We start from the raw sequence: 23,772 nt of genomic DNA on the forward strand, positions 1-23,772 counted from the left end.
GGGACAAACCTTTTCGCGCGGGTTCTCAGCGCAAGGCACCTGCTTCGTGGAGGCAGGCCTGCTCTTCCGCCGAAAGCCCCATGATCTCGCCCAGCACATAGCCATTGTGCTCCCCGAGGCGGGGCGCCGCGAGCGTGATCGCGGCCGGGTCCGACATGCGCCATGACGGGCCGAGAACCGCGCGCGGCTGACCGTCCTGATCCTCGACATGACGGTAGAACCCCCGCACCCAGAGGTGCCCGTCGCCGATCAGGTCCACCGAATTGGCGCTCTTGGCGGCAGCTATCCCCGCCGCCTGCAACGCAGCGGCAAGCGCGGCGGCATCCTGCTTGCGCGTCCACTGCGCGATCAGGCCGTCCAGCGCGGCCTCGTTGGCCTTGCGATCCGCAAGCGCGGCGAAACGCCGGTCCTCGGCCAATCCCGGCACGCCGATGCGGGAAGCCAGCGCCCGCCACTCCGCATCGGACTGGACGGCCAGCGCAATCCAGTCCTCTCCGGTGCAGCGATAGAGGCCGTGCGGCGCCATGTCCGCATGGCGATTGCCGTCGCAGGCAGCCACCCTGCCGTTCAGGCTGAAATCCATGACCGTATCGCCGATCAGGCTGGTCAGGGTCTCCACCGCGGAGACGTCCACGAACTGGCCTTCGCCGGTCGCCTCGCGGTGACGCAGCGCAACCAGCGAGGCGAAGGCCGCCGCCGCGCCGAAGCTGGAATCGGCATAGCGAACATTCATGCCGGAAGGCGCCTCGCCTTCGTAGCCGACCAGCGAACTCATCCCGCTGAGCGCCACGAAGCACGGCGCATAGCCGGTCTGGTAGGCGAGCGGCCCATCCGCCCCATACATGCTCATCGATGTGAGAATGATGTCCGGACGCACCGCCCTCAGGGCCTCGTAGCCCAGCCCCAGCCGCTCCAGCGCGCCGGGGCGCATGTTCTCGAGCACGATGTCGCATGTACCCGCCAGCCGCTTGAGCAGCGCCCGTCCCGCCTCGCTCTTCATGTCGATCTGGACCGACAGCTTCTGCGGATTGACCGCCATGAACCCCGGCGCCTTGTTCACATCGCTGACGCCGTAGCTCCGCGTCACGTCCAGCGAGCCCAGACTCTCCACCCGGATCACCTCGGCGCCCAGGAACGCCAGCAGCTTGCCGGCGTAGGGTCCGGCCCAGACTTTGGTCAATTCCAGCACACGGACCCCGGCGAGCGGCCCCTTTCCGGCCGCCTTGCGGGCTGGCGGTCGCGGCGGGCGATGATCCGGCGGGCAGTGGTCCGGCGGGCAGTGGTCCGGCGCGGCGCTCCCCAGTTCGGGAGCCGCCGCCACGATCCTGGCGGGGGTTGCCGCGAGCCGGTAGCCGACGGTCGGGAACAGCGCGCTTCCCGCCCCGCCCGGCAGTTCGGCGCGGGTGAAGTAGTTCCGGTGGCGGACTTGCGGCGATTGGCCGAGATCGCCCATGTCGTTGATCGGGACCAGCGTGATGCCGCTGGCCTGCGCCGATGCCGCCGCCTCGTCCTTGTCCAGCCCGGCCAGCCAGCCCACCATGTGCTTGCGGCAAGCCGCGATGCGCTCCGGCGATAGCCCCCGCTCCAGCCAGTCGGCCGGGAAGTCGCGCAGTTCCTCGGGGTCTCCCATCAGGCCGCGCAGCGCATGCCAATGGCCCGGCGTGGTCAGGAACACGTAGATGAACCCGTTGCGGCACGGGAAGATGCCGCCCGGCCCGCCAAGGTCGAACTGCCGCCGGCTCTCGCTGACGTCCATGTCCCCGGCGATCATCTGGCCGAGCACGTAATCGAGCCGTCCCGCGAGCACCTCCTGCGCCGAGACGTCGATGAAGGTCCCCTGCCCCGTTCGCCCCTGCCGGTGCAGCGCCGCGGCAAGGCAGAGCGCGCTTTCGAGGCCCGCCTCGTAGCTGGCCAGGAAGCGCCCTGGCCCCTTCAGCGGCGGCCGCTCGGCATCGGCGGCGCTGGGCGTATGATAGCCCAGGCCGCTGGCGTGCGTGACGATGAGGTCCGTCGCATGGGCGCGCTCGGGTGGTGGGTCCAGCCCGAACGGCGTCACCGAGCATAGGATCAGGCCGGGATGCTCCTCGCGGAACGTGGCGGGAGAGAGGCCGAGCGCGGTGAGCCAGGCGCCGCCGTGGTCGTCGATCACCGCGTCGGCGCCGGCCAGGAGCCGGTCCAGCCGCAGACGCCCCGCACGCGTCGTCAGGTCCAGCACCAGCGACTGCTTGTTGCTGTTGAGGTAGGCGAAAAGCCCGCTGCATCCACTTTCCGGCCGGTCATGCAGGAACGGGCCGAGGCGCCGGGTCGGGCTGCCTGCGGGACGCTCCACCTTGATGACTTCCGCGCCGAAATCGGCCAGCAGCTTGCCGCAATATTCCCCCGCGACCTGCTCGGCCAGTTCGACGATCCTTAGCCCCTTCAAAGCCGACACGTCCGCTCCCCCTGCGCGCTGATGCTGTCTCGTCTTGCGGTATAGGCCGGGGCCGGGCGGGCATAGTTGTCCTGATTTGCAGCCGCACCAGCCCGAGAACGCAGTGAGTGAAGAAGGGCAGCGAAGGCGCGGCCGATCATGGCTAGGCCAGGCAGGGAACAGAACGGGAGGATGGCGATGAGCGACATTTTCGACGTGATCGTCGTCGGTTCGGGTGCGGCCGGGCTGACTGCCGCCCTGCGCGCGCACGATCTCGGCCTGCGGGTATTGGTGGTGGAGAAGGCGCACAAGTACGGGGGCACGTCCGCCACCTCGGGCGGCGTCGCCTGGATCCCCAATCACGGGCTGGGCGGCACCAGCGACACGCGCGAAGAGACGCTGACCTACCTCGACGCCGTCATCGGCGGGCCGATCGATCGCGACCGGCTGGAAGCCTATGTCGACACCGGGCGCGAGATGCTGGACTGGCTCGGGCGGGAGGGCATCGCGATGATGCCGATGCCCTGGCCGGACTACTTCGCCGAACTGCCCGGATCGCGCAGCGACCGCAGCCTGGTGATGCCGCCCTGGGACGGTCGCCTGCTGGGAGACAGGTTCCCGCTGGTGCGCGAGCAATATCCCCGCTTCAAGCTGTTCAACCGCTATGCGATGAACCTGGAGGAAACCTTCACCATCGCCGCCCGCAGTGCCGGCTGGAAGCGCATGATCGCCAGGGTTGTCGGGCGCTACTGGAAGGATCGCAGCACCCGCAGGATCACTCGCCGCGACCGGCTGTTCGTTTCCGGCGCGGCGCTGATCGGCCCGCTGCTCGCCAGGCTCTTCGAGAAGGGCGTCGAGATCCGGCTGGAGACCGGGCTGGAGCGGCTGCTCGTCGCAGACGGCAAAGTCACCGGCGTCGCGGTGAGCCATCGCGGCCGCCGCCATGAGATAGAGGCCCGCCACGCCGTGGTGATCTGCGCGGGCGGGTTCGAGTGGAATCAGGCGCTGCGCGATCGCTTCTATCCGGTCAGGACCTCGATCTGGTGGAGCAGTACGCCGCAGGGCGCGAATGCCGGCGAGGCGCTGATCGCCGCCGAAGCCATCGGCGCGGCCACCGAACATACCGGCGAAGGCTGGTGGGCACCGACGATGATCCTGCCCAGCCGCTCCGCATCCAATTTCGAGGAAGTACACCAGGCGGTGTTCGACGTGGGCCGTCCCTACAGTGTCTGCGTCAACCGCGAGGGGGACCGGTTCGTCAACGAAGCCTGCTCCTACGATCGCTTCGGCGCGGCGATGGTGGCCGATCAGCGCGCGACCGGTGCCAACACGCCGTGCTGGCTGGTGTTCGACGCCGCCTTCCGCAGGAAGTTCACGGCGGGCGGCATCCTGCCCGCCGCGATCATGCCGGACCGCGCGATCCCGGTCGACTGGTGGGATCACTATATCTTCCGGGGTGACACCGTGGGCGAACTGGCGCGCAGGATCGACGTCGATCCGGTCAAGCTGGAAGACGTGACGCGCCGGATGACCGAGTATGCCCGCAAGGGCGAGGACCCCGAATTCGGCCGCGGCTCGACGATCTATGACAAGACCTTCGGCGACCCTACCTGCAAGCCCAATCCCGCACTGGGCGCGATCCGCGAGGCGCCCTTCTACGCGGTGCAGATCCACCTGGGCGATCTGGGCACCAAGGGCGGTCTGAAGGCGGACCGCCAGGCGCGCGTGATCGATACCGGGGGCACACCCATCGCCGGCCTCTATGCGGCCGGAAACGCCGCCGGAAGTCCATTCGGCCTCAACTATCCCGGCGCCGGGGGGACGATCGGCCCGGCCATGGTGTTCGGCTACATCGCCGCGAACGACATCGCGCGGCGGGCCGCCATGCGCGAGGCCGTGGACGTGCGGGAACCGGCGACAATCTGAGCGCGATCCCATTCTTGCAGGAGGGCCCATGGCCTCTATCACCGTCGAAAGGATTGCGAACCTGGCCGTGGTACGGCTGGCCCGCGCCGAGGCGCGCAACGCGCTCACCGTCGCCATGGCGCAGGAGCTGACCGCTGCGCTCGCCGGCGTGAGCGCCGACGATGCGTGCCGGGTCGTCGTGCTGGCGGGAGACGGCGCGACGTTCTGCGCGGGCCTAGACCTGAAGGCGGCGATTGCGGAAGGGCCGGAAAACGCGCCGGAATGGATGGCGCTTCAGGAAGTGTTCTCGGGCCTGATCCGGCAAATCCGCAAGATGCGCCAGCCGGTCATCGGGGCGATCCAGGGGGCGGCGGTGGGCGCCGGTCTGGGCATCGCGCTCGCCTGCGACGTGCGCATCGCCGCGCCGTCTACGCAGTTTATGGTCGGAGCCGTGAAACTGGGCCTCAGCGCGGGCGAATGCGGTATCAGTTATCACCTGCCCCGCCTGATCGGCGCCGGCCGGGCCTTCGAAATCATGCTGACCGGCCGCCCCGTAAACGGCGAGGAAGCGCTGGCTATCGGCCTCGTCAGCCATCTGGCAGAACCCGGCAGCCTGTTCGACCGTGCGCTGGAAGTGGCACGAACGATCGCGGCCAACGCGCCTTATGCCGTCAAGCACACCAAGCAGGTGATGTGGGCCAATCTCGATGCCCCGCTCCAAAACGCCCTGGAACTGGAGAACCACGTCCAGGTCCTGGGGTTGCTAACCCAGGATTTCGCCGAGGCCGCCCGAGCCTTCGCCGAAAAGCGCGCGCCCGTTTTCACCGGCCGGTAGCGGCGGGATGGCGCGAAGAGGGTGGTGTCAGTTCACTGCCAGTCATTGCCGCCGCAGGACCGCAAGCCGAGTGATGGGCCGAAGTCGGCCCGACATCTGGACGGGCCGCCGAATGAGCGTCCTTGCGCGAAAAGGAGAAGACGATGGCTGAAGCGGATCGCCCGAACCCGGAGGACATCATCCTCTACGAAAAGGATCCCGCCACCAAGATCGCCACGATCACGCTCAATCGTCCGGACCTCCTGAACGCACCCACCACCGCGGCGCGGCTGCGCTATGCCGATCTCATCCACCGCGCGAACGTGGACGATGACGTCAAGGTGCTGGTGATCCGCGGCGCCGGCAACAACCTGGGCGGCGGCGCAGACCTTCCCGAGCAGGAAGAGATGCTGGCCGCGGAAGGCGAATATTCGCTGCTGCACGAATTCCGCATCGGTGCGGGGGAAGACGTCCGCTACCCTCCCAAGGGCAGCTATCGCTATCTGGCGCAACTGACGCAGCTATACGCCAATTCGAACTTCGGGTGCCGCACGCTGCAGGACTTCAAGAAGATCAGCATCCTGGAGGTGAAGGGCTATTGCTACGGCTGGCACTTCTATCAGGCCGCCGATGCCGACCTGGTGATCTCGTCCGACGACGCGCTCTTCGGCCACCCCTCGTTCCGCTATGTCGGCTGGGCCCCGCGCATGTGGCAGTGGGCCCAGATGATGGGCCTGCGCAAGTTCCAGGAGATGGTCTTCACCGGACGCCCCTTCACCGCAAAGGAGATGCAGGACTGCAACTTCCTGAACAGCGTGGTCCCGCGGGACCGGCTCGAGGCGGAAGTCGCGAAATATGCCCATGCCTGCTCGATCACGCGGCCTACCGATGTCGTCTTCATGCAGAAGACCCTGTTCGAGACCTACAAGCAGCAGCAGGGCGAATACATGGGCTCGATCATGACCGCATGGCTGGAATCGATGCTGGCCCAGGTGAAGAACGATGCCGACGAATTCACGCTCAACAAGGAGACGTTCGGCCGGGGTCTCAACAATGCCGTGAAGGACAACGATTCGCTCTACCCGCCCGAATGGCGCCTGAGCAAAGGCGGTCGCAAGGCGGCGGAGTGAAACGAGCCGGTCAGTAGGGAACCGCTGCGGCGGCGAGGGTTGAAGAGTTCGGCGCCGAAGAGTTCGGCGTTGGGGCATTCGCTACCGGGGCTATCGAAACGGGCGCGCGGGGGGCTTCCAGCTCGCCCACTTCGGCTTCCTTGACTTCAGCCGCTGCCCGTGCGGCGGCGGCCGCGGCTTCGGAGGCTTTGTCCGGTGATGCCGATCCCGGATCGTCGGACAGCGGATATTCCGCTGCGGAATAGGCCTCGTCGAAGCTCTGCCCTTCGGCGCCATATGTCGCAGCCTGCCAGAGCTGGCCGTCCGCGCCTGCGCCATGGTCGTCCTGGCTTTCCAGCCATCGCGGCATGCCCTGGCCGGTGAAGCCGGTGTCGCTGACGAAAGAGGCTCCGCTTCCCGATTCGCCATAAGCCGGATCGTAGGCGGGCAGCGCATCCGAAGAACCTGGCCGTTGCGCGGCTTCCTCCGGCATCTTCATATGCGTGGGAATCACGCTGGTCGCCGCGAACCCGAGGGCGGCAGCACCCAAGGCACCCGCTGCGACTAGAACGTAACTGGGCAAAGCATCGGCTCCGGCTTGCCCCCCTCCTCCCTCTCAACGCGGCTTGCGCCCGGCCGTTCCTGGGCCGCTGCAATTCGCCTAGTGCGCGCTGGCGCCTGCTGCGCCGATCCCGGTTTCCGACCGGATGCGCTGTGCCGGATAGCCGCTTCTATCCACCGCCGCCCGCCCGGACCGATCCAGCAGCGAGACGATCCAGATGGTGAAGAAGGCCAGCGGCATCGAGAACAACGTGGGCGAGGAATAAGGGAACACCGGCTCTGCATTGCCCAGCACCGTCACCCATACCGTGGGCGAAAGAACCGTGAGCACGAGCGCGAGCGCCAGGCCGAGCGAACCGCCCCAGACGACCCCGCGCGTCGTGCAGCCCTTCCACAGCACGGACAGAAGCAGCACGGGGAAATTGCCGGAAGCCGCCAGGGCGAAAGCCAGGCTGACCATGAAGGCCACGTTCTGCTTCTCGAAGAGAATGCCCAGCACGATCGCGATTGCGGCGAGAACCAGCACCGTACGCCTGGAAATGCGCAGTTCTTCCGCCGAGCTGGCCTGTCCCTTGCGCAGGACCGAGGCGTAGAGATCGTGGCTCACCGCCGAAGCACCGGCCAGCGTCAGCCCCGAGACGACGGCCAGGATCGTCGCGAATGCCACGGCGCAGACGAAGCCGAGGAACAGATTGCCGCCGATCGCGTCGGCCAGATGGAGAGCCGCCATGTTGCTCCCGCCGCGCAGGCCGCCCGTCAGCGGGTCCAGGAATGCGGGCTCGGTAGCGACCATGACGATGGCGCCGAAGCCGATGATGAAGGTGAGCAGGTAGAAATAGCCGATCCAGCCCGTGGCCCAGAGCACCGACTTCCGCGCCGCCTTCGCATCGGGCACGGTGAAGAAGCGCATCATGATGTGCGGCAGCCCCGCCGTACCGAACATGAGCGCCATGCCGAAGGAAATCGCCGAGATCGGGTCCTTGATGAAATTGCCCGGCCCCATGATCGAGCGGCCCTTCGCTGCCGCCGAGGCCGAGTCGGCCCCGGCCTGCCCGGCCAGCATCGTCTTCACTTCCACCGCTTTGGCGAAGAGGGCGTCCGGCGAAAAGCCGAAGCTGGCCATGACGGCGAAGGCCATCACGGTGGCGCAGCCCAGCAGCAGCACCGCCTTGATGATCTGCACCCATGTCGTCGCGATCATGCCTCCGAACAGCACGTAGAGCGTCATGAGCACGCCGACGATGACCACGGCATAGGAGTAGGGCAGGCCGAACAGGAGCTTGATCAGCTGCCCGGCGCCGACCATCTGCGCGATCAGGTAGAACAGGACGACCGCCAGCGTGCTCAAGGCCGCGAAAAGCCGAACCGGGGTCTGCGCGAAGCGGAACGAGGCGACATCGGCGAAAGTGTAGCGGCCCAGGTTTCTCAGGCGCTCCGCCAGCAGGAACAGGATGATCGGCCAGCCGACCAGGAAGCCGGTGGAGTAGATCAGCCCGTCATAGCCGTCCGCGAAGATCTGCGCCGAGATGCCCAGGAACGATGCGGCCGACATGTAGTCGCCGGCGATCGCCAGGCCGTTCTGGAAGCCGGTGATGCCGCCGCCCGCCGTGTAGAAATCGGCGGTGGTCCGGGTCTTGCCCGCCGCCCAGCGCGTAATCATCAGCGTGCAGAGCACGAAGGCGCCGAACATGAGGATGGCGGGCCAGTTCACGGCCTGCTGCCGGGTTTCCTGCGTCAAGGCATCGGCCAGGGCGGGCAGCGGCAGGCAGCAGGCGGAAACGACAGCGGCCCAGCGCGTCATGCGGAACGGCGCGATCACTGTTCGGCATCCTTCCTGATGGCCTGCAGCAGCGGATCGAATTCGCGATTGGCGCGGGACACGTAGATCCCCGTCAGCGCAATGCCCACAAGGATCACGCCCAGACCCACCGGGATCCCCCAGGTCGTCACATGGTTGCCGATCGGCGTCGCCAGAAGGTCCTTGCGGAAGGCGATGGCCAGGATGTAGCCGAAGAACACCACCAGCATCACCCCTGTCAGCGTCCAGCTGAAGCGCGACCTTCGGGCCACCAGCGCGTGATAGCGCGGGTCTTCGGCAACACGCTGCAACGCGCCGCCTGCCGGTTCTGCAGGATCCATGCTTCGCACCCTCTCTCGCCATTATTGCGGCGGATGCTATGCCGAATTTCCCGGAATATCTAATGTTTAATGCGCAGCCGCGACGGGCCTTCCGGGCCATGTCCGCCCGGCAGCCGGACTGCGCGGCCAGCCGATGCCGCCGCCGAAAGCGCAGTACGAGGAAAGAAGCCGGCCGGGGCAGTTGGCTTTCGTCAGGGTGATCTTGGCCCCGGCCGGTCGGCGCGCCTGAGGCTAAGCGCCGGAGTTTTCGCGACCCGCGGCTTCGTAGTCTATGCCGAGCTGCTGCAGGTAGGAATCGTACTTGCCCGGATCGTAGTATTTGGGCTGCATCGCCGGCCGGATCTGCGCCATCGTGCGCGCATTGCGGTCTATCGCGGGCATGTCGGTGGCGGCGATGAGCGGATCGTACTTCTGGTCCTTCAGCTGGACATCGCGCATCCAGCCCTTGGCATCGGTGATGAGCTGCGGCGTGGTGACGAGGTCGAGTATCGTCATCGCCACTGCCTTGGCGCCGACCACGGTCCCCTTGTGCGCGATCGGCGTGGCCATCRCCATCGCGGCGGTGGCGTGGTGGAAGATCACGTTCGGCACGTTCGCCGGATAGCCGATGGTCACGGTGGGCACCGTCCACATCACGTCGCCGATGTCGTCCGAGCCGCCGAAGCTGGCATTGCCGCGGGTGTCCGGTGTCGAAAGCGGCGCCACCTTGTCGGGCAGCGGCTCGACCTTGAGGTGGTTCTTCACCTGCACGGCCCGGGCAAAGCCCTGGTCCGCGGCGGACCATTGCGGAACACCCACCGCCTCGATATTGGCATAGAGTGCCTCTGCCAGGGGCTTGTTGCCGTAGTTCGGCGCGGCGAAGCCCAGGACCTTGCGGCTCACCGTCGTACCCGTAGCCAGCGCCGAGGCTTCGGCCACCTGGTTCCCGGTCTCATAGAGACCGCGCAGCGCGGCGAAGTCCTTCTCGCGGAAATAGTACCAGCTGCTGGCCTTGTCGGGCACGACATTGGGCTGGCCGCCGCCATTGGTGATGACATCGTGCGAACGCTGCGTGAGCGGCAGATGCTCGCGCCGGAAGTTCCACATGACGTCCATCAGCTCCACGCCGTCCAGCGCGCTGCGGCCTTCCCACGGCATGGCCGCGGAATGCGCGGTCTTGCCTTTCCATTCGTATTCGACCGAGATCATGCCGGTCAGCCCGAGATCGCCCCAGCCGGTGCCGAAACCGGTGTTGACGTGAGCGAAGATCGACGCGTCGACATCCTTGAACAGGCCGGCGCGCACGTAATAGGCCTTGGTTGCCAGCAGTTCCTCGGCAACCCCCGGCCAGAGCATCAGCCGCCCCTGGATGCCGTGCTTCATCATGACCTGCTTCGCGGCAAGGGCCGCGGCCACCATCAGCGGCATGCCCGAATTGTGCCCCTCGCCATGCCCCGGCGCGCCCTCGACCAGCGGCTTCACGTCCGCCACGCCGGGAACCTGGGACACGCCGAGCAGCCCGTCGATGTCGCTGCCCAGCGCGATCTTCGGCCCGCCGGTCCCCCATGTCGCGGTGAAGGCCGTGGGCACGCCGGCAACGCCGCGCTCCACCTTGAAGCCGTTCCTTTCGAGGATCCCGGCAAGATATTCGCTGGTCTTCACTTCCTGGAAGCCGGGTTCGGCGAAAGAGTAGATCTCGTCCACCATGACCTGGATCTGCTTGCGCTGCGCCTCCACGGCGGCGCTGACTTCCTGCTTCAGCGCCGGATCCGCAGCCGCCTGGGCGGCGCCGGGCAGGAGCGAGGCTGCCGCAAGGGCGGCGACGACAAGGGCTTTCTTGCGCATTCGGTTCACTCCGCCGGCTTCGTCAGCGTGGGATACTTCACCCCGAGCTGGTCGAGGTACGAGGGGTACTTGGCGGGATTGTAGTAATACTTCTCCATCAGCGGGCGGTAGAGCTGCATGTTGCGCTCGTTCAGCCAGATCGCGGGCACGTCCTTGTCCGTAAGGACAGCCGCGTAATTGTCCGTCTTGAGCTGGACGTCGGTGAAATAGGCCTTGGCGTCAGTGACCAGCTGCGGTGTGGTCAGGATGTCGAGCACGGTCATCGCCACGGCCTTGGCCCCCGCTTCCACGCCCTTGTGGGCGATCGGGGTCGCCATCGCAAAGGCCGAAGTGGAGTTGTGGCCGATCATGTTCGGGATGTTCGACGGGAAGCGGATGGTGATCGTCGGCACGGCCCACATGATGTCGCCGATGTCGTCGGAACCGCCGCCCGTGGAAGGCTTGCGGTTTTCAGGCGTGGAGAGTTCGGTGACCTCGTCCTTCAGCGGCTCCATCTTGCGCTCGTTGAAGGTCTGCGCGGCCTTGGCGAAAGCCTGGTCGTCGGCGCTCCATTTCGGCATGCCCACCGCCTTGATATTGGCATAGGCCGCCTCTGCCAGCGGCTTGTTGCCGAAGTTGGGCGCCGCATAGCCGAGCGTCTGCTGGCTCATCGTCGTGCCGGTGGCCAGAGCAGCGGCCTTGGCGATGTCGTTGCCGGTTTCGTAGAGCTTGCGGATATCGTCGAAGGTGCGTTCGCGGAAGAAGTACCAGATGCTGGCCTTGTCCGGCACCACGTTGGGCTGTCCGCCGCCGTTGGTGATGATCATGTGCGAGCGCTGGGTCAGCGGCAGGTGCTCGCGCCGGAAGTTCCAGGCGACATCCATGATCTCCACCGCATCGAGCGCGCTGCGGCCTTCCCACGGCATGCCCGCAGAGTGCGCGGTCTTGCCGTGGAAGGTATATTCCACCGAGACCATGCCGTTGCCCCCCATCTCGCCGTAGCCGGTCGAGAAGTCCGAGCTGACATGCGTGAAGATCGAGGCATCGACATCCTTGAACAGGCCGGCGCGCACGTAATAGGCCTTGGTTGCCAGCAGTTCCTCGGCAACGCCCGGCCAGAGCATCAGGCGGCCTTCGAGCCCGTGCCTGGTCATGACCTTCTTCACCGCGATGGCCGCGGCCACCATCAGCGGCATGCCGGCATTGTGCCCCTCACCGTGCCCGGGCGCTCCTTCTACCAGCGGCTTGAGGTAAGGCAGGCCGGGGGTCTGCGAGACGCCGAGCACGTCGTCGATGTCGCTGCCCAGCGCGATCTTCGGGCCGCCCTTGCCCCATGTGGCGGTGAAGGCAGTGGGAATGCCGGCAACGCCGCGCTCCACCTTGAAGCCGTTCTTTTCCAGGATGCCGGTGAGGTATTCGGACGTCCGGACTTCCTGGAAACCGGGTTCGGCGTAGCTGAAGATCTGGTCCACCATGACCTGGATCTGCTTGCGCTGGGCCTCCACTTCGGCGGAGACTTCGTCCTTCAGCGCCTGAGGCGCGGCGGCATGGGCCGGCACGCTGCCCAGCCCGGTGGATAGGAGAGCGGCTGCAAGGGCGGCCGCGAACGCCGGGCGCTTGAACGTCTTCATGATACGATCATCCTCTCATGGAGCGTTTTCCACCGGGCACTGCCGCCCGATGGAAAAACGCGGCAATTGGAAACTCAGAACTCGACCTTGGCGGACATGCGGAAAGTGCGGCCGATCACATCGTAGCGGCTCCGGTTGGTCTGGGCGTAAGCCGGCACGTTGTTGCCGTCAGGCCCGTTGCCCACGAGCACGGGGTCCTTGTTCAGCAGGTTGTTGACGATGAAGGTCAGGTGCCCGACCCCGCCCATCGCCGGGAACTTGAAGTCCACCGAAGCGTCGAAATAGGTCGCGCCCTTGATCGAGTTGTCATTGATCGTGCGGTATTGCGCGGTGCTGACCGGGCAATCGCCGTCGCATTCGATCCAGTCGTTGCCGTAGACCCCATCGGTGAAGCCGCGCGCCACCAGGTTGAAGCTGACCGGGTCGATGTCGTAGAAGGCGCTCAGTCGGTAGACCCAGTTGGGCGAGGCATACGTGCCGCTGGTCAGGACGCCGGCATAGTCGATCGGGAAGCTGATGCCGTCGTCGACGACGTTCTTGATGTAATGGGTGGTCTGCCCGTGCAGGCGCAGGGTGCCGGGGCCGACCGGGACCGCGTAGCTGGCCTCGATGTCGAAGCCGCTGGTCTTCTGGCGCGCGAAGTTGATCGGCGTGAGGTCGATCGTGCTGAGCTGCCCGTTCACGAAATGGATGTTCGGGCAATAGGAGCTGATCCCCTGCTCATAGCACAAGTCCACGGTCTGCTGGGCGGTGATCGAACCGATCGCGTCCTTGATCCGGATGGAATAGTAATCGAACGAGAGCGAGAAGCCCGGCAGGAACGTCGGTTCGAACACGGCGCCAAGAGTCCAGCTGTCCGCGACTTCGGGCTTCAGGTTGCGATTGCCGAAGGCGTTCTGCACGAATTGCAGCGATCCGGTCTGCGGGGCATCGGCGCCGGTCGGGATGATGACCGAATTGGTGCGCGCGGTACCGGCGGCGAACAGTTCCTCCAGGTTGGGTGCGCGGATGTCGTGGCTGATGTTGCCGCGCAGGCGCAGGGAGTCGATGGCCTGCCAGTTGGCGCCGACCTTCCATGTGCCGACCCAGCCCGACGTCGAGTAATGCGTGCCGCGCGCGGCGGCATTGACGTTCATGCCGTCGAAGATGGGTACGTCGAGTTCGAGGAAGCCCTCGTAGACGTCGTACTTGCCCTGGTTCACGCGGAAGTTGCCGTAGAGCCAGCCGGAATTGTACTGCGGATCCACCGAACCGTCGATCTGCTCGCGCCGCCATTCGACGCCGGTGGCGAAGGCCAGGTCTCCGGCCGGCAGCGCAAAGGCCTTCCCCGAGATCGTGGCGGCGGCAACGTCCTGCTTGATCGTCTGGTGGCGCAGCGGCTGGTTGCCGTCGTTGTAGATGTAGTTGAGCGCTTCCTGCGAGGGACCGTCGGTGCCCAGCCTGTCGATGGGCACGCAGCCGTTACCCGGATTGGTCAGGGTGGAGCGGCAGACGATATTGCCCGTACCGTCGAACACGGCGTCCTGCGCCAGGGCCATGCGGGAATTGAGCCAGGTATTGGTCAGCTCCTCGCGCGCCTTGGTCACGCCCTTCTGGTAGTAGACATCCCAGTTCATGGCCTTTTCGAACATGTCGAACTGGCCCTTGGCGCCCACGACGCCGCGATAGACCTCGCGCTTGATATTGCTGCCCGGGATCGGGAAGCCGGCATTCGACGTGCCCACCGTGATCGAGGACAGCCCTTGCGCCGCCATCGCCGCGGCAACGGCGGGATACTGGCTGAGCAGGTAGGCATTGTCGGCCGCGATGGAAACGCCGGTGCTGGGCGTCTGCTGGTACGAGCTGGCGCTGACCGAGCGGTTGTAGGAGAACTGCCCGAAGATCTCGATGTCCGGCGTGATCTCGAAGCCGGCGCGCTGGAACAGGCTCAGTCGCTCGTCGAGGGGGACCAGGGTATTGGTGCCGAGGTGGCCGTCCAGCGTGGTCTGCCAGTCGCCGCCGATCATCCAGGGGCTGGAGACGGTTCCATACGTGAGCTGGGCGGTCTGCCCCTCGCCCAGGAAATACGTGCCGCGCAGCGGTCCGCTGGAGATCAGACCGCCGGCCGTGTAGCCGGCCGGGCCGATGCCGCTGCCGACCAGGCGCTGCGGCGCGCCGTTGGTGCCGTCATAGGCGGGGTTGTTGATCTGGAAGTAGCCGCTGTCGTTCCAGTCGCGGTTGATCCCCTCCTCGCGGGTCTGCTTGAAGTAGGACACGTTGGTCAGCAGGTGCAGGCGGTCATCCAGCAGCGAGAAGCCCGCGGTGCCGGTGAAACGGTAATTGTACGCGTCGCCATAGGTGGAGAGGCCGGTATCGACCCCCAGCTTGACGCCTTCGTATCCCGTATCGAGGATGAAGTTGACCACGCCGCCCACCGCGTCCGAACCGTAGGCGGCAGAGGCGCCGCCGGTGATGACTTCGACGCGCTTCACCAGGTCCTGCGGGATCGTGTTGATGTCCACCGTGCCGCCCACGGTCGAGGCCACTGAGCGCTGCCCGTCGACCAGCACCAGCGTACGGCCCACGCCCAGGCCGCGCAGGCCGATCGAGTTGATGCCCGCACCCGCGTTCGACAGGCCGCCCGAGCTGTTGCCGGACGTGCCGCTGCCAGCGATGGCGGGAAGCTGGTTCACGAAATCGGAGATGTTCGCAGGCGCCTGGGCGGCGATATCCGCCTCTCCCAGTACCGCCACGGGGGTCGGCGCGCTGTAGCCGTCGCCGACGATGCGCGAGCCGGTGACGACGATATCGTTGACCGGTTCCTCATCGACCGCAGCGCTCTGGGCCAGCGCCGGCGTCGCCACCAGCAAGGGCGCCGCCACGCCTGCCAGCAGCAGGGCACGGATCGAGCGCGCTGAAAAGGTATCCATATTGCCTCGGCGCCGCGAGGTCTGGACTGCATTGCGCATCGCGAAAACTCCCTGTGACTGTTTCTCGCCACAGGCGCCCTCATCCCGATGGATGGAGAACTGGCAGCCCCGGACAGGCGCGCGAACACGCACCGCCCTCACGGTGCCTTGTCGACGCCTAACTGTGTCGGAACCCCTGTTCCCCGCACCCGCCAAATCCGCGGGCACTCCATCATCCGGCAATGTCCGCTTCGATGTCGGTTGCTCCCGACCCGGACTGCTGCCTGACTACTGCGATACTATCCGCAAGGGTGCGAACGATCCCACGAAAGTTCAGGAGATTTTCACCCCCTCGTGACGGATTTCATCACCGATTAGCAATATCGCGCAAGAAAGATGCATCCGCTCTCGCGAAGACGCACGTTCCTGAAATCAACCATGACCTGATTCGCGAAATGCAGTGCAGCATCGCACCTAAGGGCTGGGACTTTCACGAGAGGCAGCGCACCCGCGCCGGAATTTCACGTCCTTGCGATCGTTTGCGCAGGATTCCATCACGGCGCGGTGCGGCCGGCCCGATAAGTTCGGGGAAGCTGCGTCCGGTTTCGGCTAGGCTTGCTGCAAGAGCGAGACAAGCGCGGCGAACAGGGGCCGCCGTCTCGTTGTCCATCGAACGTCCGCTCCCAGGGGAACCTTCCAAGATGTCCATCGTCGCCCGCATGAAATCCATTCTCGCCGCCGGTTGCGCCCTAGCCTGCCTCGCGCCCATGGCCGTGGCGGCGGCACCGGCCGCGGTGGTCTCGTCGCCGGACGGGGCCCTGCTTCCGGTTCTGGTCGACGCCGCCAAGGGGCGGTTGCTGCTGACCCTGCCCGCGGCCGACGCGGAGGGTCTGTCGGGCCGCTACCTGTTCACGCAGGCGATCAAGACCGGCCTCGGCTCGGCAGCGATCCGCATCGACCGCGGCATGCAGGGCGATACCAAGATCCTGGTCTTCCGCCGCATGGGCGGCAAAGTCGCGGTACTGTTCGAAAACCCCCGCTACCGGGCGAGCGGCGATGCCGAAGTGGCCAAGGGTGCCCGCGCGAGCTTCCCCTTCAGCACGGTAGCCATGCTCGAAGTGGTGAGTGAAGCGGGCGGCGGCGTGACGGTGGATGCGACGCCGCTCCTCACCAGCGACGCCATGGACCTTGCCGGCGCCATCGGCGAAAGCGCCAAGGGCTACAAGCTCTCGGAGAAGCTGAGCGCCCTCGACCCGGCGTCGGTCAAGGTCTTTCCCCGGAACGTCGAGTTCGAAACCGTCCAGACCTTCACCGCCGATAGCGCGGGCAAGGAACTCGACGTGCTTGCCCCGGATGGCCGCGCCGTGAGCGTCACCGTCCATTCCTCGCTGGTGGCCCTGCCCGAGCCCGGCTTCGTGCCGCGCAAGTTCGACATTCGCTCCGGCAGCCACGCCACCCAGGTCTACGATTTCGGCACGCCGCTGGGCAGCCCGATGCTGGTGGAATATGCCAACCGCTTCCGGCTGGAGAAGACCGACCCCACCGCGGCCCGATCGCCGGTGAAGAAGCCTATCGTCTTCTACATAGACAGCGCCGCGCCCGAGCCGATCCGCTCCGCCCTGGCGAGCGGCGTGCGCTGGTGGGCCGATGCCTTCGACGCAGCCGGCTTCATCGACGCCTTCCAGGTGGCCATCCTGCCCGCCGGCGTGGACCCGCAGGATGTGCGCTACAACGTGGTCAACTGGACCGACCGGCAGAACCGCAGCTGGTCCTACGGCGGGGGCGTGATCGATCCGCGCACCGGCGAGATCGTGAAGGGCGTGGTCGTGCTGGGCGCGCTGCGCGTGCGGCAGGACATCACCGTGTTCGAAGGCCTGGTCGGCACGGCGCAGAACAACACCGGCGGCGCCAACGACCCGGTTCGCGTGGCCCTCGCTCGGATCAGCCAGCTGGGCGCGCACGAAGTGGGCCATGCCATCGGCTTCGTGCACAACTTCAAGGCCAGCCTGCAGGACCGCGCCTCGGTGATGGACTATCCGGGGCCTAAAGTGGGGATCGCCGACGGCCGGCTGGACCTCGGCGATGCCTATGCCACAGGCATCGGCAAGTGGGACAAGTTCACGGTAGACTGGCTATACGGCCAGCCGGCACCCGGCGTCGACGGCGATGCCGAAGCAGCGGCCAAGGCCGACGCCATTCGCAAGGCCGGCCTGATCTACGGCACCGACATCGACGGCCGCGCCCCCGATCTCGCGGTGCCCGGCGTCAACATGTGGACCGAAGGGCAGGACACCCCCGCCGATCTCGCGCATACGATGGCGGTACGCCGGCTCGCGCTATCGGGCTTCGGTCCGAACGTGTTGCTGGCGGGTGAGCCGCTCTCCAACTTGCGCCGCAAGTTCGTGCCGATCTGGCTGTTCCATCGCTATTCCATCGACGCCACCGGCAAGCTGGTAGGCGGGGTGAACTACGAATACGCGGTCGTCGGCGATGGACGCGAGACGCCCCGCCCGGTCCCGGCCGCCGACCAGATGGCGGCGATGGATGCGCTCATCGCCACGCTCTCCCCCCGCGAACTGACGGTTCCGGCGGCGCTCTCCATGCTGCTGTCCAGCGGCACGAGCGCCCGCACCGATGCCGAGGCAGCGCCCGAAGTGCTGCGCGGGGCCGGATCGGCAGTGTTCGATCCGCTCGTCGCCGCGCAAGTGGGCGCGCAGATGACGCTCGACAGCCTGCTTGCCCCCGCGCGCCTGACGCGCCTGCACATCCAGCACGGCTACGATACCGCCCAGCCCGGCGTCGCCACGCTGCTCGACAAGCTGTCGCCCGTCATCGCCGCCCATGGCGATGCGGTTTCGCGCCGGATCGCCCAGACCGCCCTGCTGGCGATCGCCTCGGCCCGGCGCGATCCGGAGACGCCCGCAGACGTGGCCGCGCTGCTGGACGGTTATCTCAAGGATACCGCCAAGGGCTTTGCCCGGGCCAGGAGCGGCTCCGAGGACGGCCTGTGGCAAGTCTCCATGGCAGCCCTGCTCGGCGATCCCGAGCGGCTGGAAACCGAGATCGGCAAGCTCAGCCGCCCGCGTCCGCCGATCCCCGCCGGCATGCCGATCGGGGGCGAAACCGGCTGGTTCGACAACATTCTGTCCGAATAACACCTCAGACCCGCACCTTTTGTTTGAAATCGAAGGGAAACCCGGCACTATGGTTTCGAAACAAAAAAGAGGGGCGCTCATCAGGATGGATATGCAATCCAGCAAGCTGCATTGGCTTGAGGCAGCACGCGGCAAGCCAATGCAGCACGAACTGGACGACACCGACCTTCGCCTGATGCGCGCGCTCGTTTCGGACGGCCGTGCATCGGACGTGTGGCTGGGCGAAAAAGTGCACTTGTCCAGCACCGCCGTGGCCCGCCGCCGCAAGATCCTGGAGGAAGCGGGCTACATCACCCATTACTCGGCCAACCTCAACGTCCGCGCGCTGGGTTACGGGACATTGGTGATGGTCTCGATCGAGCTTGTCTCGCAGGCCGAATCCGTGCTGCAGGACTTCGAGAAGGCCGTGCTCGACAGCCCCTCGATGCAGTTCTGCGCCTTCGTCACCGGCGATACCGATTTCCTGATGATCCTCAATGTCCAGTCGCTGGAAGACTACGACATGATCTACCGCAAGGAACTGTCGGTGCTGCCGCATGTCCGCCGCATCCGATCGAGCTTCGTGCTGCGCGAAGTGGCCAGCCGCCAGATCGCGCCGGCCATCCTCAACCGGCCGCTTCACGCCGCGAAGTAGTCGCCCCGCGCCGGTATTCCGGCCGGGAAAACCGACAAGGCGCGCGTCTGCCGCGAAACCGCCCGATGCCTGGCGACGTTGACCTGTCGTCAGATCGGGAGAGCGATGGATGACCGAGCCGCATTTCAGGCCCACGATGAAGATGGCCGCAGCCGCGAGGCGCGGGCTCCGCCTGCGCGAAAAGTTCGGCCGCGGCGGGACCAAAGTGGGCGTCGAGCGCGCGCACCAGCTGGCCGGCCGCCACGATCTTCGCGCAGGCGACGTGAAGTCCATGCACAGCTACTTCGCCCGTCACGCCGTGGACAAGGACACCGCGACTCACAAATGGAATTCCAACAGCGACCCTTCGGCCGGGTTCATTGCCTGGCTGCTGTGGGGCGGGGACGCCGGCAGGGAATGGGCCGATCGCAAGGCCAGGACGCTTGAAGCCTGATCCAGGAAGAGGAACCGTCATGAAGCTCTATTACGCACCCGGCGCCTGCAGCCTTGCCGACCATATCGCGCTGATCGAAAGCAAGCTGCCCTTCACCACCGACAAAGTCGATCTCAAGGCCCGCACTACCGCCGAAGGCGAGGACTATACTGCCGTCAATCCCAAGGGCTATGTCCCGGCCCTCGGCCTCGACGCAGGGGGTGTCCTGACGGAAAACGTGGCGATCCTGGGCTATATCGCCGACCGGGCCGGAAACCTCATGCCGCAGGGCCCACTCGGCCGGTTCCGGGCGCTTGAGGCCCTCGCCTATATCTCGACCGAATTGCACAAGAGCTTCGCGCCTTTCTTCAAGCCGGGCTCCTCGGACGAGGCGAAGTCCGCCGCGAAGACCCAGCTTGGCAAGCGTTTCGGCCTGTTCGAGGATGCGCTGGCCAGCCAGGAATTCGCGCTGGGCGATCAGTTCGGCGTCGCCGACTGCTACCTCTTCGTCATGCTGTTCTGGGCCAGGGAGAAAGTCGGCCTCGACCTGCCGCCCCACCTCTCGTCCTACTACGAGCGTCTCTCACAGCGCGCCGCGATCCTGCAGGCGTTGGCAGAGGAGGGGCTAGGGGCCTAGGGGACTAGGGGGCTAGAAGGCTAGGCGGCCTAGAGTCAGGGTCTGGCCCGGGCCGTCATCCGCCGGGCATGAAGCCATCGTCCCGGTCGGAGGCGGTGGGTGCGCTGATCGCATCGCAGATCGCCCGAAGCGCCGGTTTCAGGCCTTCCTCGTAAGTCGGATGATAGAACGGCATGGTGAGCATCTGGTCGGCGGTAAGGCCCTGGTCGATGGCCAGCGCGAACAAATGGGCACTGTGCTCCACGGCCGGCCCGACCATCTGGACCGCCAGCAACCGGCCGTCTTTCGCATCGGCATCGATCTTCACGCAGCCCGCGTTCGTGGCGAAGACCTTGGCGCGTCCCTGGTCTTCGTAGGAGGCGGCGCCGCGCACCGTTGCCGCGCCTTCCGGCACTTCGCCGACCCGGGCCATGGCGGGCGAAGTGAACATGATCGAGAGCGGCGGCATGCGGCGCCCCGGCTTCACTTCGGGAAAGCGGGCGGCGTTGCGACCGGCGATGGCGCCTTCGGCCTGCGCCTCGTGCAGTACCGGGCGGCCATGCTCAGCGTCACCGGCGATGAAGATGGCCTGATCGCCGCACTGCATCGTCCGCGGGTCGGTCTTCGGCGCGCCGTGCTTGTCGAGAGCGAGGCCGGTGGTTTCCAGCCCCAGATCGGCAAGCTGCGGAGGGCGGCCGGCTGCGGCCAGGATATGGTCGAAAGTCGCATCCCCCCTGAACTTCCCCGTCCAGGACAGGCGGACCTGCTTGCCCGAGGCTTTCGCCGAGAGCTTCACGCCGAGATGGACCGCGAATTCGGCTTCCAGGCATTGGCGCAGGCTTTGCGCGATTGCCTCGTCTTCCAGTCCGGCCAGGCTTTCGCCTTCGTCGAACACGGCAACGTCCACTCCCAGCCGCGCCAGCGCCTGCGCCAGTTCGAGGCCCAGGGGGCCCGCGCCGATCACACCGACGGAGCCGGGCAGCGCCTCAAGCTCGAACAATGTCTCGTTCGTCAGCACGGCATGACCGACTTCGCTGAGAAAATCGGGAACCGAGGGTATGGCGCCGGCGGCGATCACGACGGCTTTCGCCGTGACGCCGGTGCCGTCGTCGATGACCAGCTTGCCCGCACCTTCGAACCGGGCGCGTCCCTTCAGCATCGTGCCCTTGGGCAGCTTCTCGAACTCGGCCTTCACGCCGGCCACGAACCCGTCCCGCAGCGCCCGCAGCCGCGCCATGACCGCGGCGCCATCCACGACAGGCTCCGCGCGGACGCCGAAGACTTGCGCGTGCCGGGCCGCATGGGCCGCCTGGCCCGCGGCGATCAGAAGTTTCGAAGGCATGCATCCCACCGTGGTGCAGGTGGTGCCGGCAAAGGCCGGATCGATCAGCAGCGTGGAGGCGCCATTGGTCCGGGCCGCACGCTCGGCAGCAAGGCCCGCCGTGCCCGCGCCGATGATGGCGACATCGCAGGTCCGGTCAGTCATGCCGGGCCGCGCCGCCATGGCTGTTCCAGCGGGCCCTGTCGCCCGGCTGCCGTATCTTCGTCATCGCTGTCTCCTTTGCCTGGAACAACTCGCGAGGGCGCCAAGTGTTCGCGCCTTCTGGCGGGACTTGCGGCTCATGAAGCAGGCGGCCCAGCCAGCGGCCCCGTGCGGGCCATCATATGCAAATCCTATGCGACCGGCCCCAGCCTCGTCTCGAATGTTTACGGCGGATGGGGCTAGCGGGGCTGCTGCAATCGCTTCCGCCGCACCGCGCGGCGATGGGCGTGCAGGAGCATCACCATGCAGGACATCCTCTGGATCGGCCTCTTCCTGACCTTGCTGGCGGCGAGCCTCGGCTACGCGGCGCTGTGCGACAGGGCGTGAGGAGCAGGCAGCCATGACCATCGATCTCTGGCTGGGCGCGGGAACCGCGCTCGGTCTTCTCGTCTACCTCGTTGCCGTGCTCGCGCGGCCCGAACGCTTCTAGGAGGCGATCCCATGACCTATCAGGGATGGCTGCTGATCGCAGCTTTCGTCTGCCTGCTGCTGGCGCTTGTCCGGCCGATGGGCCTCTGGCTCTTCGCGCTCTACGAAGGCCGCCGCACCCCGCTCCACGCCGTGCTCGGCCCGGTCGAGAGCGGTTTCTATCGCCTTTCCTGCATCGATCCGCAGGAGGACCAGTCCTGGCGGCGCTACGCCGTGCACATGCTGATCTTCAACGCTGTGCTGCTCCTGCTGACTTATCTCGTGCTGCGGATGCAGGCGCTGCTGCCGCTCAACCCGCGCGGCCTTCCCGCCGTGGGCGAGCACCTCGCGTTCAACACGGCGGTCAGCTTCACCACCAACACCAACTGGCAGAGCTACGCAGGCGAATCGACGATGTCGAACCTCAGCCAGATGCTGGGCCTGACCCTGCACAACTTCCTATCCGCCGCCACCGGCATAGCGCTCGCCTTCGCACTGTTCCGCGGCTTTGCCCGAAGGAGCGCAGCGGGCATCGGCAATTTCTGGGCCGACATGACGCGGGTGACGCTTTACCTGCTGCTGCCGCTCTGCACCGTGCTGGCGCTGTTCTACATCGCCAGCGGCGTGCCGCAGACCCTGGCGGGATCGGTCGATATCACGACCCTGGAAGGCGTGAAGCAGACGCTGGCGCTCGGCCCCGTGGCATCGCAGGAGGCGATCAAGATGCTGGGCACCAACGGCGGCGGCTTTTTCAACGCCAACTCGGCCCATCCCTTCGAGAACCCCTCGGCACTGACGAACCTGGTGCAGATGCTTTCGATCTTTGCGATCGGGGCCGGGCTGACTCACGCTTTCGGCAAGGCCGTGGGCGATGCGCGCCAGGGCTGGGCGATCCTGGCCGCGATGATGGCGCTGTTCCTGGCGGGCACGGCCGTGACGTACTGGCAGGAAGCCGCCGGCAACCCGGTGCTTCATCATCTCGGCCTCGGCGGCGGCAACATGGAGGGCAAGGAAGTCCGCTTCGGCATCGCCGCTTCCGCGCTGTTCTCGGTTGTCACGACGGCGGCGAGCTGCGGCGCGGTCAATGCCATGCACGACAGTTTTACCGCGCTCGGCGGGCTGGTTCCGCTGTTCAACATCCAGCTCGGCGAAGTCGTGGTCGGCGGCGTGGGCGCGGGTATCTACGGGTTCCTGCTGTTCGCGATCCTGGCCGTTTTCGTGGCGGGGCTGATGGTCGGGCGCACGCCGGAATATGTCGGCAAGAAGATCGAAAGCCGCGAGGTCAAGCTGGCGGTGCTGGCCATCGCCGTCCTGCCGCTCGTCATCCTGGGCTTCACCGCCCTCGCCTCGGTCCTGCCCGCCGGGCTGGCCGGACCGCTCAACAAGGGACCGCACGGATTTTCCGAGATCCTCTATGCCTTCACCTCCGCGGTCGGCAACAACGGCTCCGCCTTTGCCGGGCTGACGGCCAATACGCCCTTCTATGACGGCATGCTGGGCATCGCCATGTGGATCGGCCGCTTCTTCATCATCATCCCGATGCTGGCCGTGGCAGGCAGCCTCGCCGCCCGCAGGCATACCCCGCCCACCGCGGGCAGCTTCCCCACCACCGGCCCGCTCTGGACCGGCCTGCTGATCGGCATCGTGCTGATCGTCGGCGGCCTGACCTTCCTGCCCGGCCTCGCCCTTGGCCCCGTTGCCGATCATCTCGCGATGATCCGCGGCCAGCTTTTCTGAGGATCAA

17 protein-coding genes are annotated in these 23,772 nt (G+C 66.5%); 9 read left to right on the forward strand and 8 right to left on the reverse strand.

What is annotated here, in order from left to right; genetic code table 11:
- Positions 1–25 precede the first annotated feature (25 nt).
- Positions 26–2,431, reverse strand: a complete 2,406-nt coding sequence (locus tag AB4Z00_RS23965; RefSeq protein ID WP_442047508.1) for a CaiB/BaiF CoA transferase family protein — start codon at positions 2,429–2,431, stop codon at positions 26–28.
- A 177-nt stretch (positions 2,432–2,608) separates the two neighbouring features.
- Between AB4Z00_RS23965 and AB4Z00_RS23970 the strand changes: the two genes are divergently transcribed.
- The 3 genes from AB4Z00_RS23970 to AB4Z00_RS23980 all read left to right on the forward strand — a co-directional run bounded on the left by AB4Z00_RS23970 (position 2,609) and on the right by AB4Z00_RS23980 (position 6,259).
- On the forward strand, positions 2,609–4,336 hold the full coding sequence (locus AB4Z00_RS23970) for an FAD-dependent oxidoreductase (protein WP_442047509.1): 1,728 nt from the start codon (positions 2,609–2,611) through the stop codon (positions 4,334–4,336).
- Positions 4,337–4,364: 28 nt separating this feature from the next.
- Positions 4,365–5,150 (forward strand): enoyl-CoA hydratase/isomerase family protein, encoded by a 786-nt coding sequence (locus AB4Z00_RS23975; protein WP_442047510.1) that lies wholly within the window; start codon positions 4,365–4,367, stop codon positions 5,148–5,150.
- A gap of 143 nt (positions 5,151–5,293) precedes the next feature.
- Positions 5,294–6,259: an enoyl-CoA hydratase/isomerase family protein gene (locus AB4Z00_RS23980; RefSeq protein WP_442047511.1), complete on the forward strand. Its 966-nt coding sequence runs from the start codon at positions 5,294–5,296 to the stop codon at positions 6,257–6,259.
- 10 nt (positions 6,260–6,269) lie between these two features.
- Here the strand turns inward: AB4Z00_RS23980 and AB4Z00_RS23985 are convergent, their stop codons facing one another.
- The 6 genes from AB4Z00_RS23985 to AB4Z00_RS24010 all read right to left on the reverse strand — a co-directional run bounded on the left by AB4Z00_RS23985 (position 6,270) and on the right by AB4Z00_RS24010 (position 15,320).
- Complete coding sequence (locus AB4Z00_RS23985; protein ID WP_442047512.1) at positions 6,270–6,821, reverse strand: hypothetical protein; 552 nt, start codon at positions 6,819–6,821, stop codon at positions 6,270–6,272.
- Between the two features lie 78 nt (positions 6,822–6,899).
- Positions 6,900–8,600, reverse strand: coding sequence for a cation acetate symporter (locus AB4Z00_RS23990; RefSeq protein WP_442047548.1), 1,701 nt, complete (start codon positions 8,598–8,600; stop codon positions 6,900–6,902).
- A 14-nt stretch (positions 8,601–8,614) separates the two neighbouring features.
- Positions 8,615–8,938, reverse strand: coding sequence for a DUF485 domain-containing protein (locus AB4Z00_RS23995; RefSeq protein WP_314466757.1), 324 nt, complete (start codon positions 8,936–8,938; stop codon positions 8,615–8,617).
- Between the two features lie 231 nt (positions 8,939–9,169).
- Complete coding sequence (locus AB4Z00_RS24000; RefSeq protein WP_442047513.1) at positions 9,170–10,762, reverse strand: amidohydrolase; 1,593 nt, start codon at positions 10,760–10,762, stop codon at positions 9,170–9,172.
- Positions 10,763–10,767: 5 nt separating this feature from the next.
- Entirely contained in the window at positions 10,768–12,372 is a 1,605-nt protein-coding gene (locus AB4Z00_RS24005) for an amidohydrolase (RefSeq protein WP_442047514.1), read from the reverse strand.
- A 74-nt stretch (positions 12,373–12,446) separates the two neighbouring features.
- Complete coding sequence (locus tag AB4Z00_RS24010) at positions 12,447–15,320, reverse strand: TonB-dependent receptor plug domain-containing protein (RefSeq protein WP_442047515.1); 2,874 nt, start codon at positions 15,318–15,320, stop codon at positions 12,447–12,449.
- A 641-nt stretch (positions 15,321–15,961) separates the two neighbouring features.
- Here AB4Z00_RS24010 and AB4Z00_RS24015 point away from each other — a divergent pair.
- The 4 genes from AB4Z00_RS24015 (at position 15,962) to gstA (ending at position 20,098) form a co-directional block, all read left to right on the forward strand.
- Positions 15,962–18,415, forward strand: a complete 2,454-nt coding sequence (locus tag AB4Z00_RS24015; protein ID WP_442047516.1) for a zinc-dependent metalloprotease — start codon at positions 15,962–15,964, stop codon at positions 18,413–18,415.
- Positions 18,416–18,464: 49 nt separating this feature from the next.
- On the forward strand, positions 18,465–19,049 hold the full coding sequence (locus AB4Z00_RS24020; RefSeq protein ID WP_207913003.1) for an Lrp/AsnC family transcriptional regulator: 585 nt from the start codon (positions 18,465–18,467) through the stop codon (positions 19,047–19,049).
- Positions 19,050–19,158: 109 nt separating this feature from the next.
- Positions 19,159–19,482, forward strand: coding sequence for a hypothetical protein (locus AB4Z00_RS24025; RefSeq protein WP_442047517.1), 324 nt, complete (start codon positions 19,159–19,161; stop codon positions 19,480–19,482).
- A 19-nt stretch (positions 19,483–19,501) separates the two neighbouring features.
- Positions 19,502–20,098 (forward strand): glutathione transferase GstA, encoded by a 597-nt coding sequence (gene gstA / locus AB4Z00_RS24030; protein ID WP_442047518.1) that lies wholly within the window; start codon positions 19,502–19,504, stop codon positions 20,096–20,098.
- Between the two features lie 55 nt (positions 20,099–20,153).
- Here gstA and AB4Z00_RS24035 read toward each other — a convergent pair whose 3' ends face one another.
- On the reverse strand, positions 20,154–21,563 hold the full coding sequence (locus AB4Z00_RS24035; protein ID WP_442047519.1) for a dihydrolipoyl dehydrogenase: 1,410 nt from the start codon (positions 21,561–21,563) through the stop codon (positions 20,154–20,156).
- 397 nt (positions 21,564–21,960) lie between these two features.
- On the opposite strand from AB4Z00_RS24035, the gene AB4Z00_RS24040 reads away from it, so the two are divergent.
- Positions 21,961–22,050: a potassium-transporting ATPase subunit F gene (locus AB4Z00_RS24040; RefSeq protein ID WP_132267089.1), complete on the forward strand. Its 90-nt coding sequence runs from the start codon at positions 21,961–21,963 to the stop codon at positions 22,048–22,050.
- Positions 22,051–22,061: 11 nt separating this feature from the next.
- A complete protein-coding gene (kdpA, locus tag AB4Z00_RS24045) occupies positions 22,062–23,765 on the forward strand; it encodes a potassium-transporting ATPase subunit KdpA (RefSeq protein WP_442047520.1) in 1,704 nt (567 codons plus the stop codon).
- The last annotated feature ends 7 nt before the right edge of the window (positions 23,766–23,772 follow it).

Origin of the sequence: Novosphingobium sp. YAF33, assembly GCF_052113265.1 — a bacterium.
Lineage (GTDB): Bacteria > Pseudomonadota > Alphaproteobacteria > Sphingomonadales > Sphingomonadaceae > Novosphingobium.

Excerpts from the sequence above, each read along its gene's own strand:
- AB4Z00_RS24035 (WP_442047519.1), bottom strand. The coding sequence starts at position 21,563 with ATGACTGACCGGACCTGCGATGTCGCCATCATCGGCGCGGGCACGGCG.
- gstA (WP_442047518.1), top strand. The coding sequence starts at position 19,502 with ATGAAGCTCTATTACGCACCCGGCGCCTGCAGCCTTGCCGACCATATC.
- AB4Z00_RS23970 (WP_442047509.1), top strand. The coding sequence starts at position 2,609 with ATGAGCGACATTTTCGACGTGATCGTCGTCGGTTCGGGTGCGGCCGGG.
- AB4Z00_RS23990 (WP_442047548.1), bottom strand. The coding sequence starts at position 8,600 with ATGACGCGCTGGGCCGCTGTCGTTTCCGCCTGCTGCCTGCCGCTGCCC.
- AB4Z00_RS23995 (WP_314466757.1), bottom strand. The coding sequence starts at position 8,938 with ATGGATCCTGCAGAACCGGCAGGCGGCGCGTTGCAGCGTGTTGCCGAA.
- AB4Z00_RS24040 (WP_132267089.1), top strand. The coding sequence starts at position 21,961 with ATGACCATCGATCTCTGGCTGGGCGCGGGAACCGCGCTCGGTCTTCTC.
- AB4Z00_RS24010 (WP_442047515.1), bottom strand. The coding sequence starts at position 15,320 with ATGCGCAATGCAGTCCAGACCTCGCGGCGCCGAGGCAATATGGATACC.
- AB4Z00_RS23980 (WP_442047511.1), top strand. The coding sequence starts at position 5,294 with ATGGCTGAAGCGGATCGCCCGAACCCGGAGGACATCATCCTCTACGAA.
- AB4Z00_RS24020 (WP_207913003.1), top strand. The coding sequence starts at position 18,465 with ATGGTTTCGAAACAAAAAAGAGGGGCGCTCATCAGGATGGATATGCAA.
- AB4Z00_RS24015 (WP_442047516.1), top strand. The coding sequence starts at position 15,962 with ATGTCCATCGTCGCCCGCATGAAATCCATTCTCGCCGCCGGTTGCGCC.
- AB4Z00_RS24005 (WP_442047514.1), bottom strand. The coding sequence starts at position 12,372 with ATGAAGACGTTCAAGCGCCCGGCGTTCGCGGCCGCCCTTGCAGCCGCT.
- kdpA (WP_442047520.1), top strand. The coding sequence starts at position 22,062 with ATGACCTATCAGGGATGGCTGCTGATCGCAGCTTTCGTCTGCCTGCTG.
- AB4Z00_RS23975 (WP_442047510.1), top strand. The coding sequence starts at position 4,365 with ATGGCCTCTATCACCGTCGAAAGGATTGCGAACCTGGCCGTGGTACGG.
- AB4Z00_RS24025 (WP_442047517.1), top strand. The coding sequence starts at position 19,159 with ATGACCGAGCCGCATTTCAGGCCCACGATGAAGATGGCCGCAGCCGCG.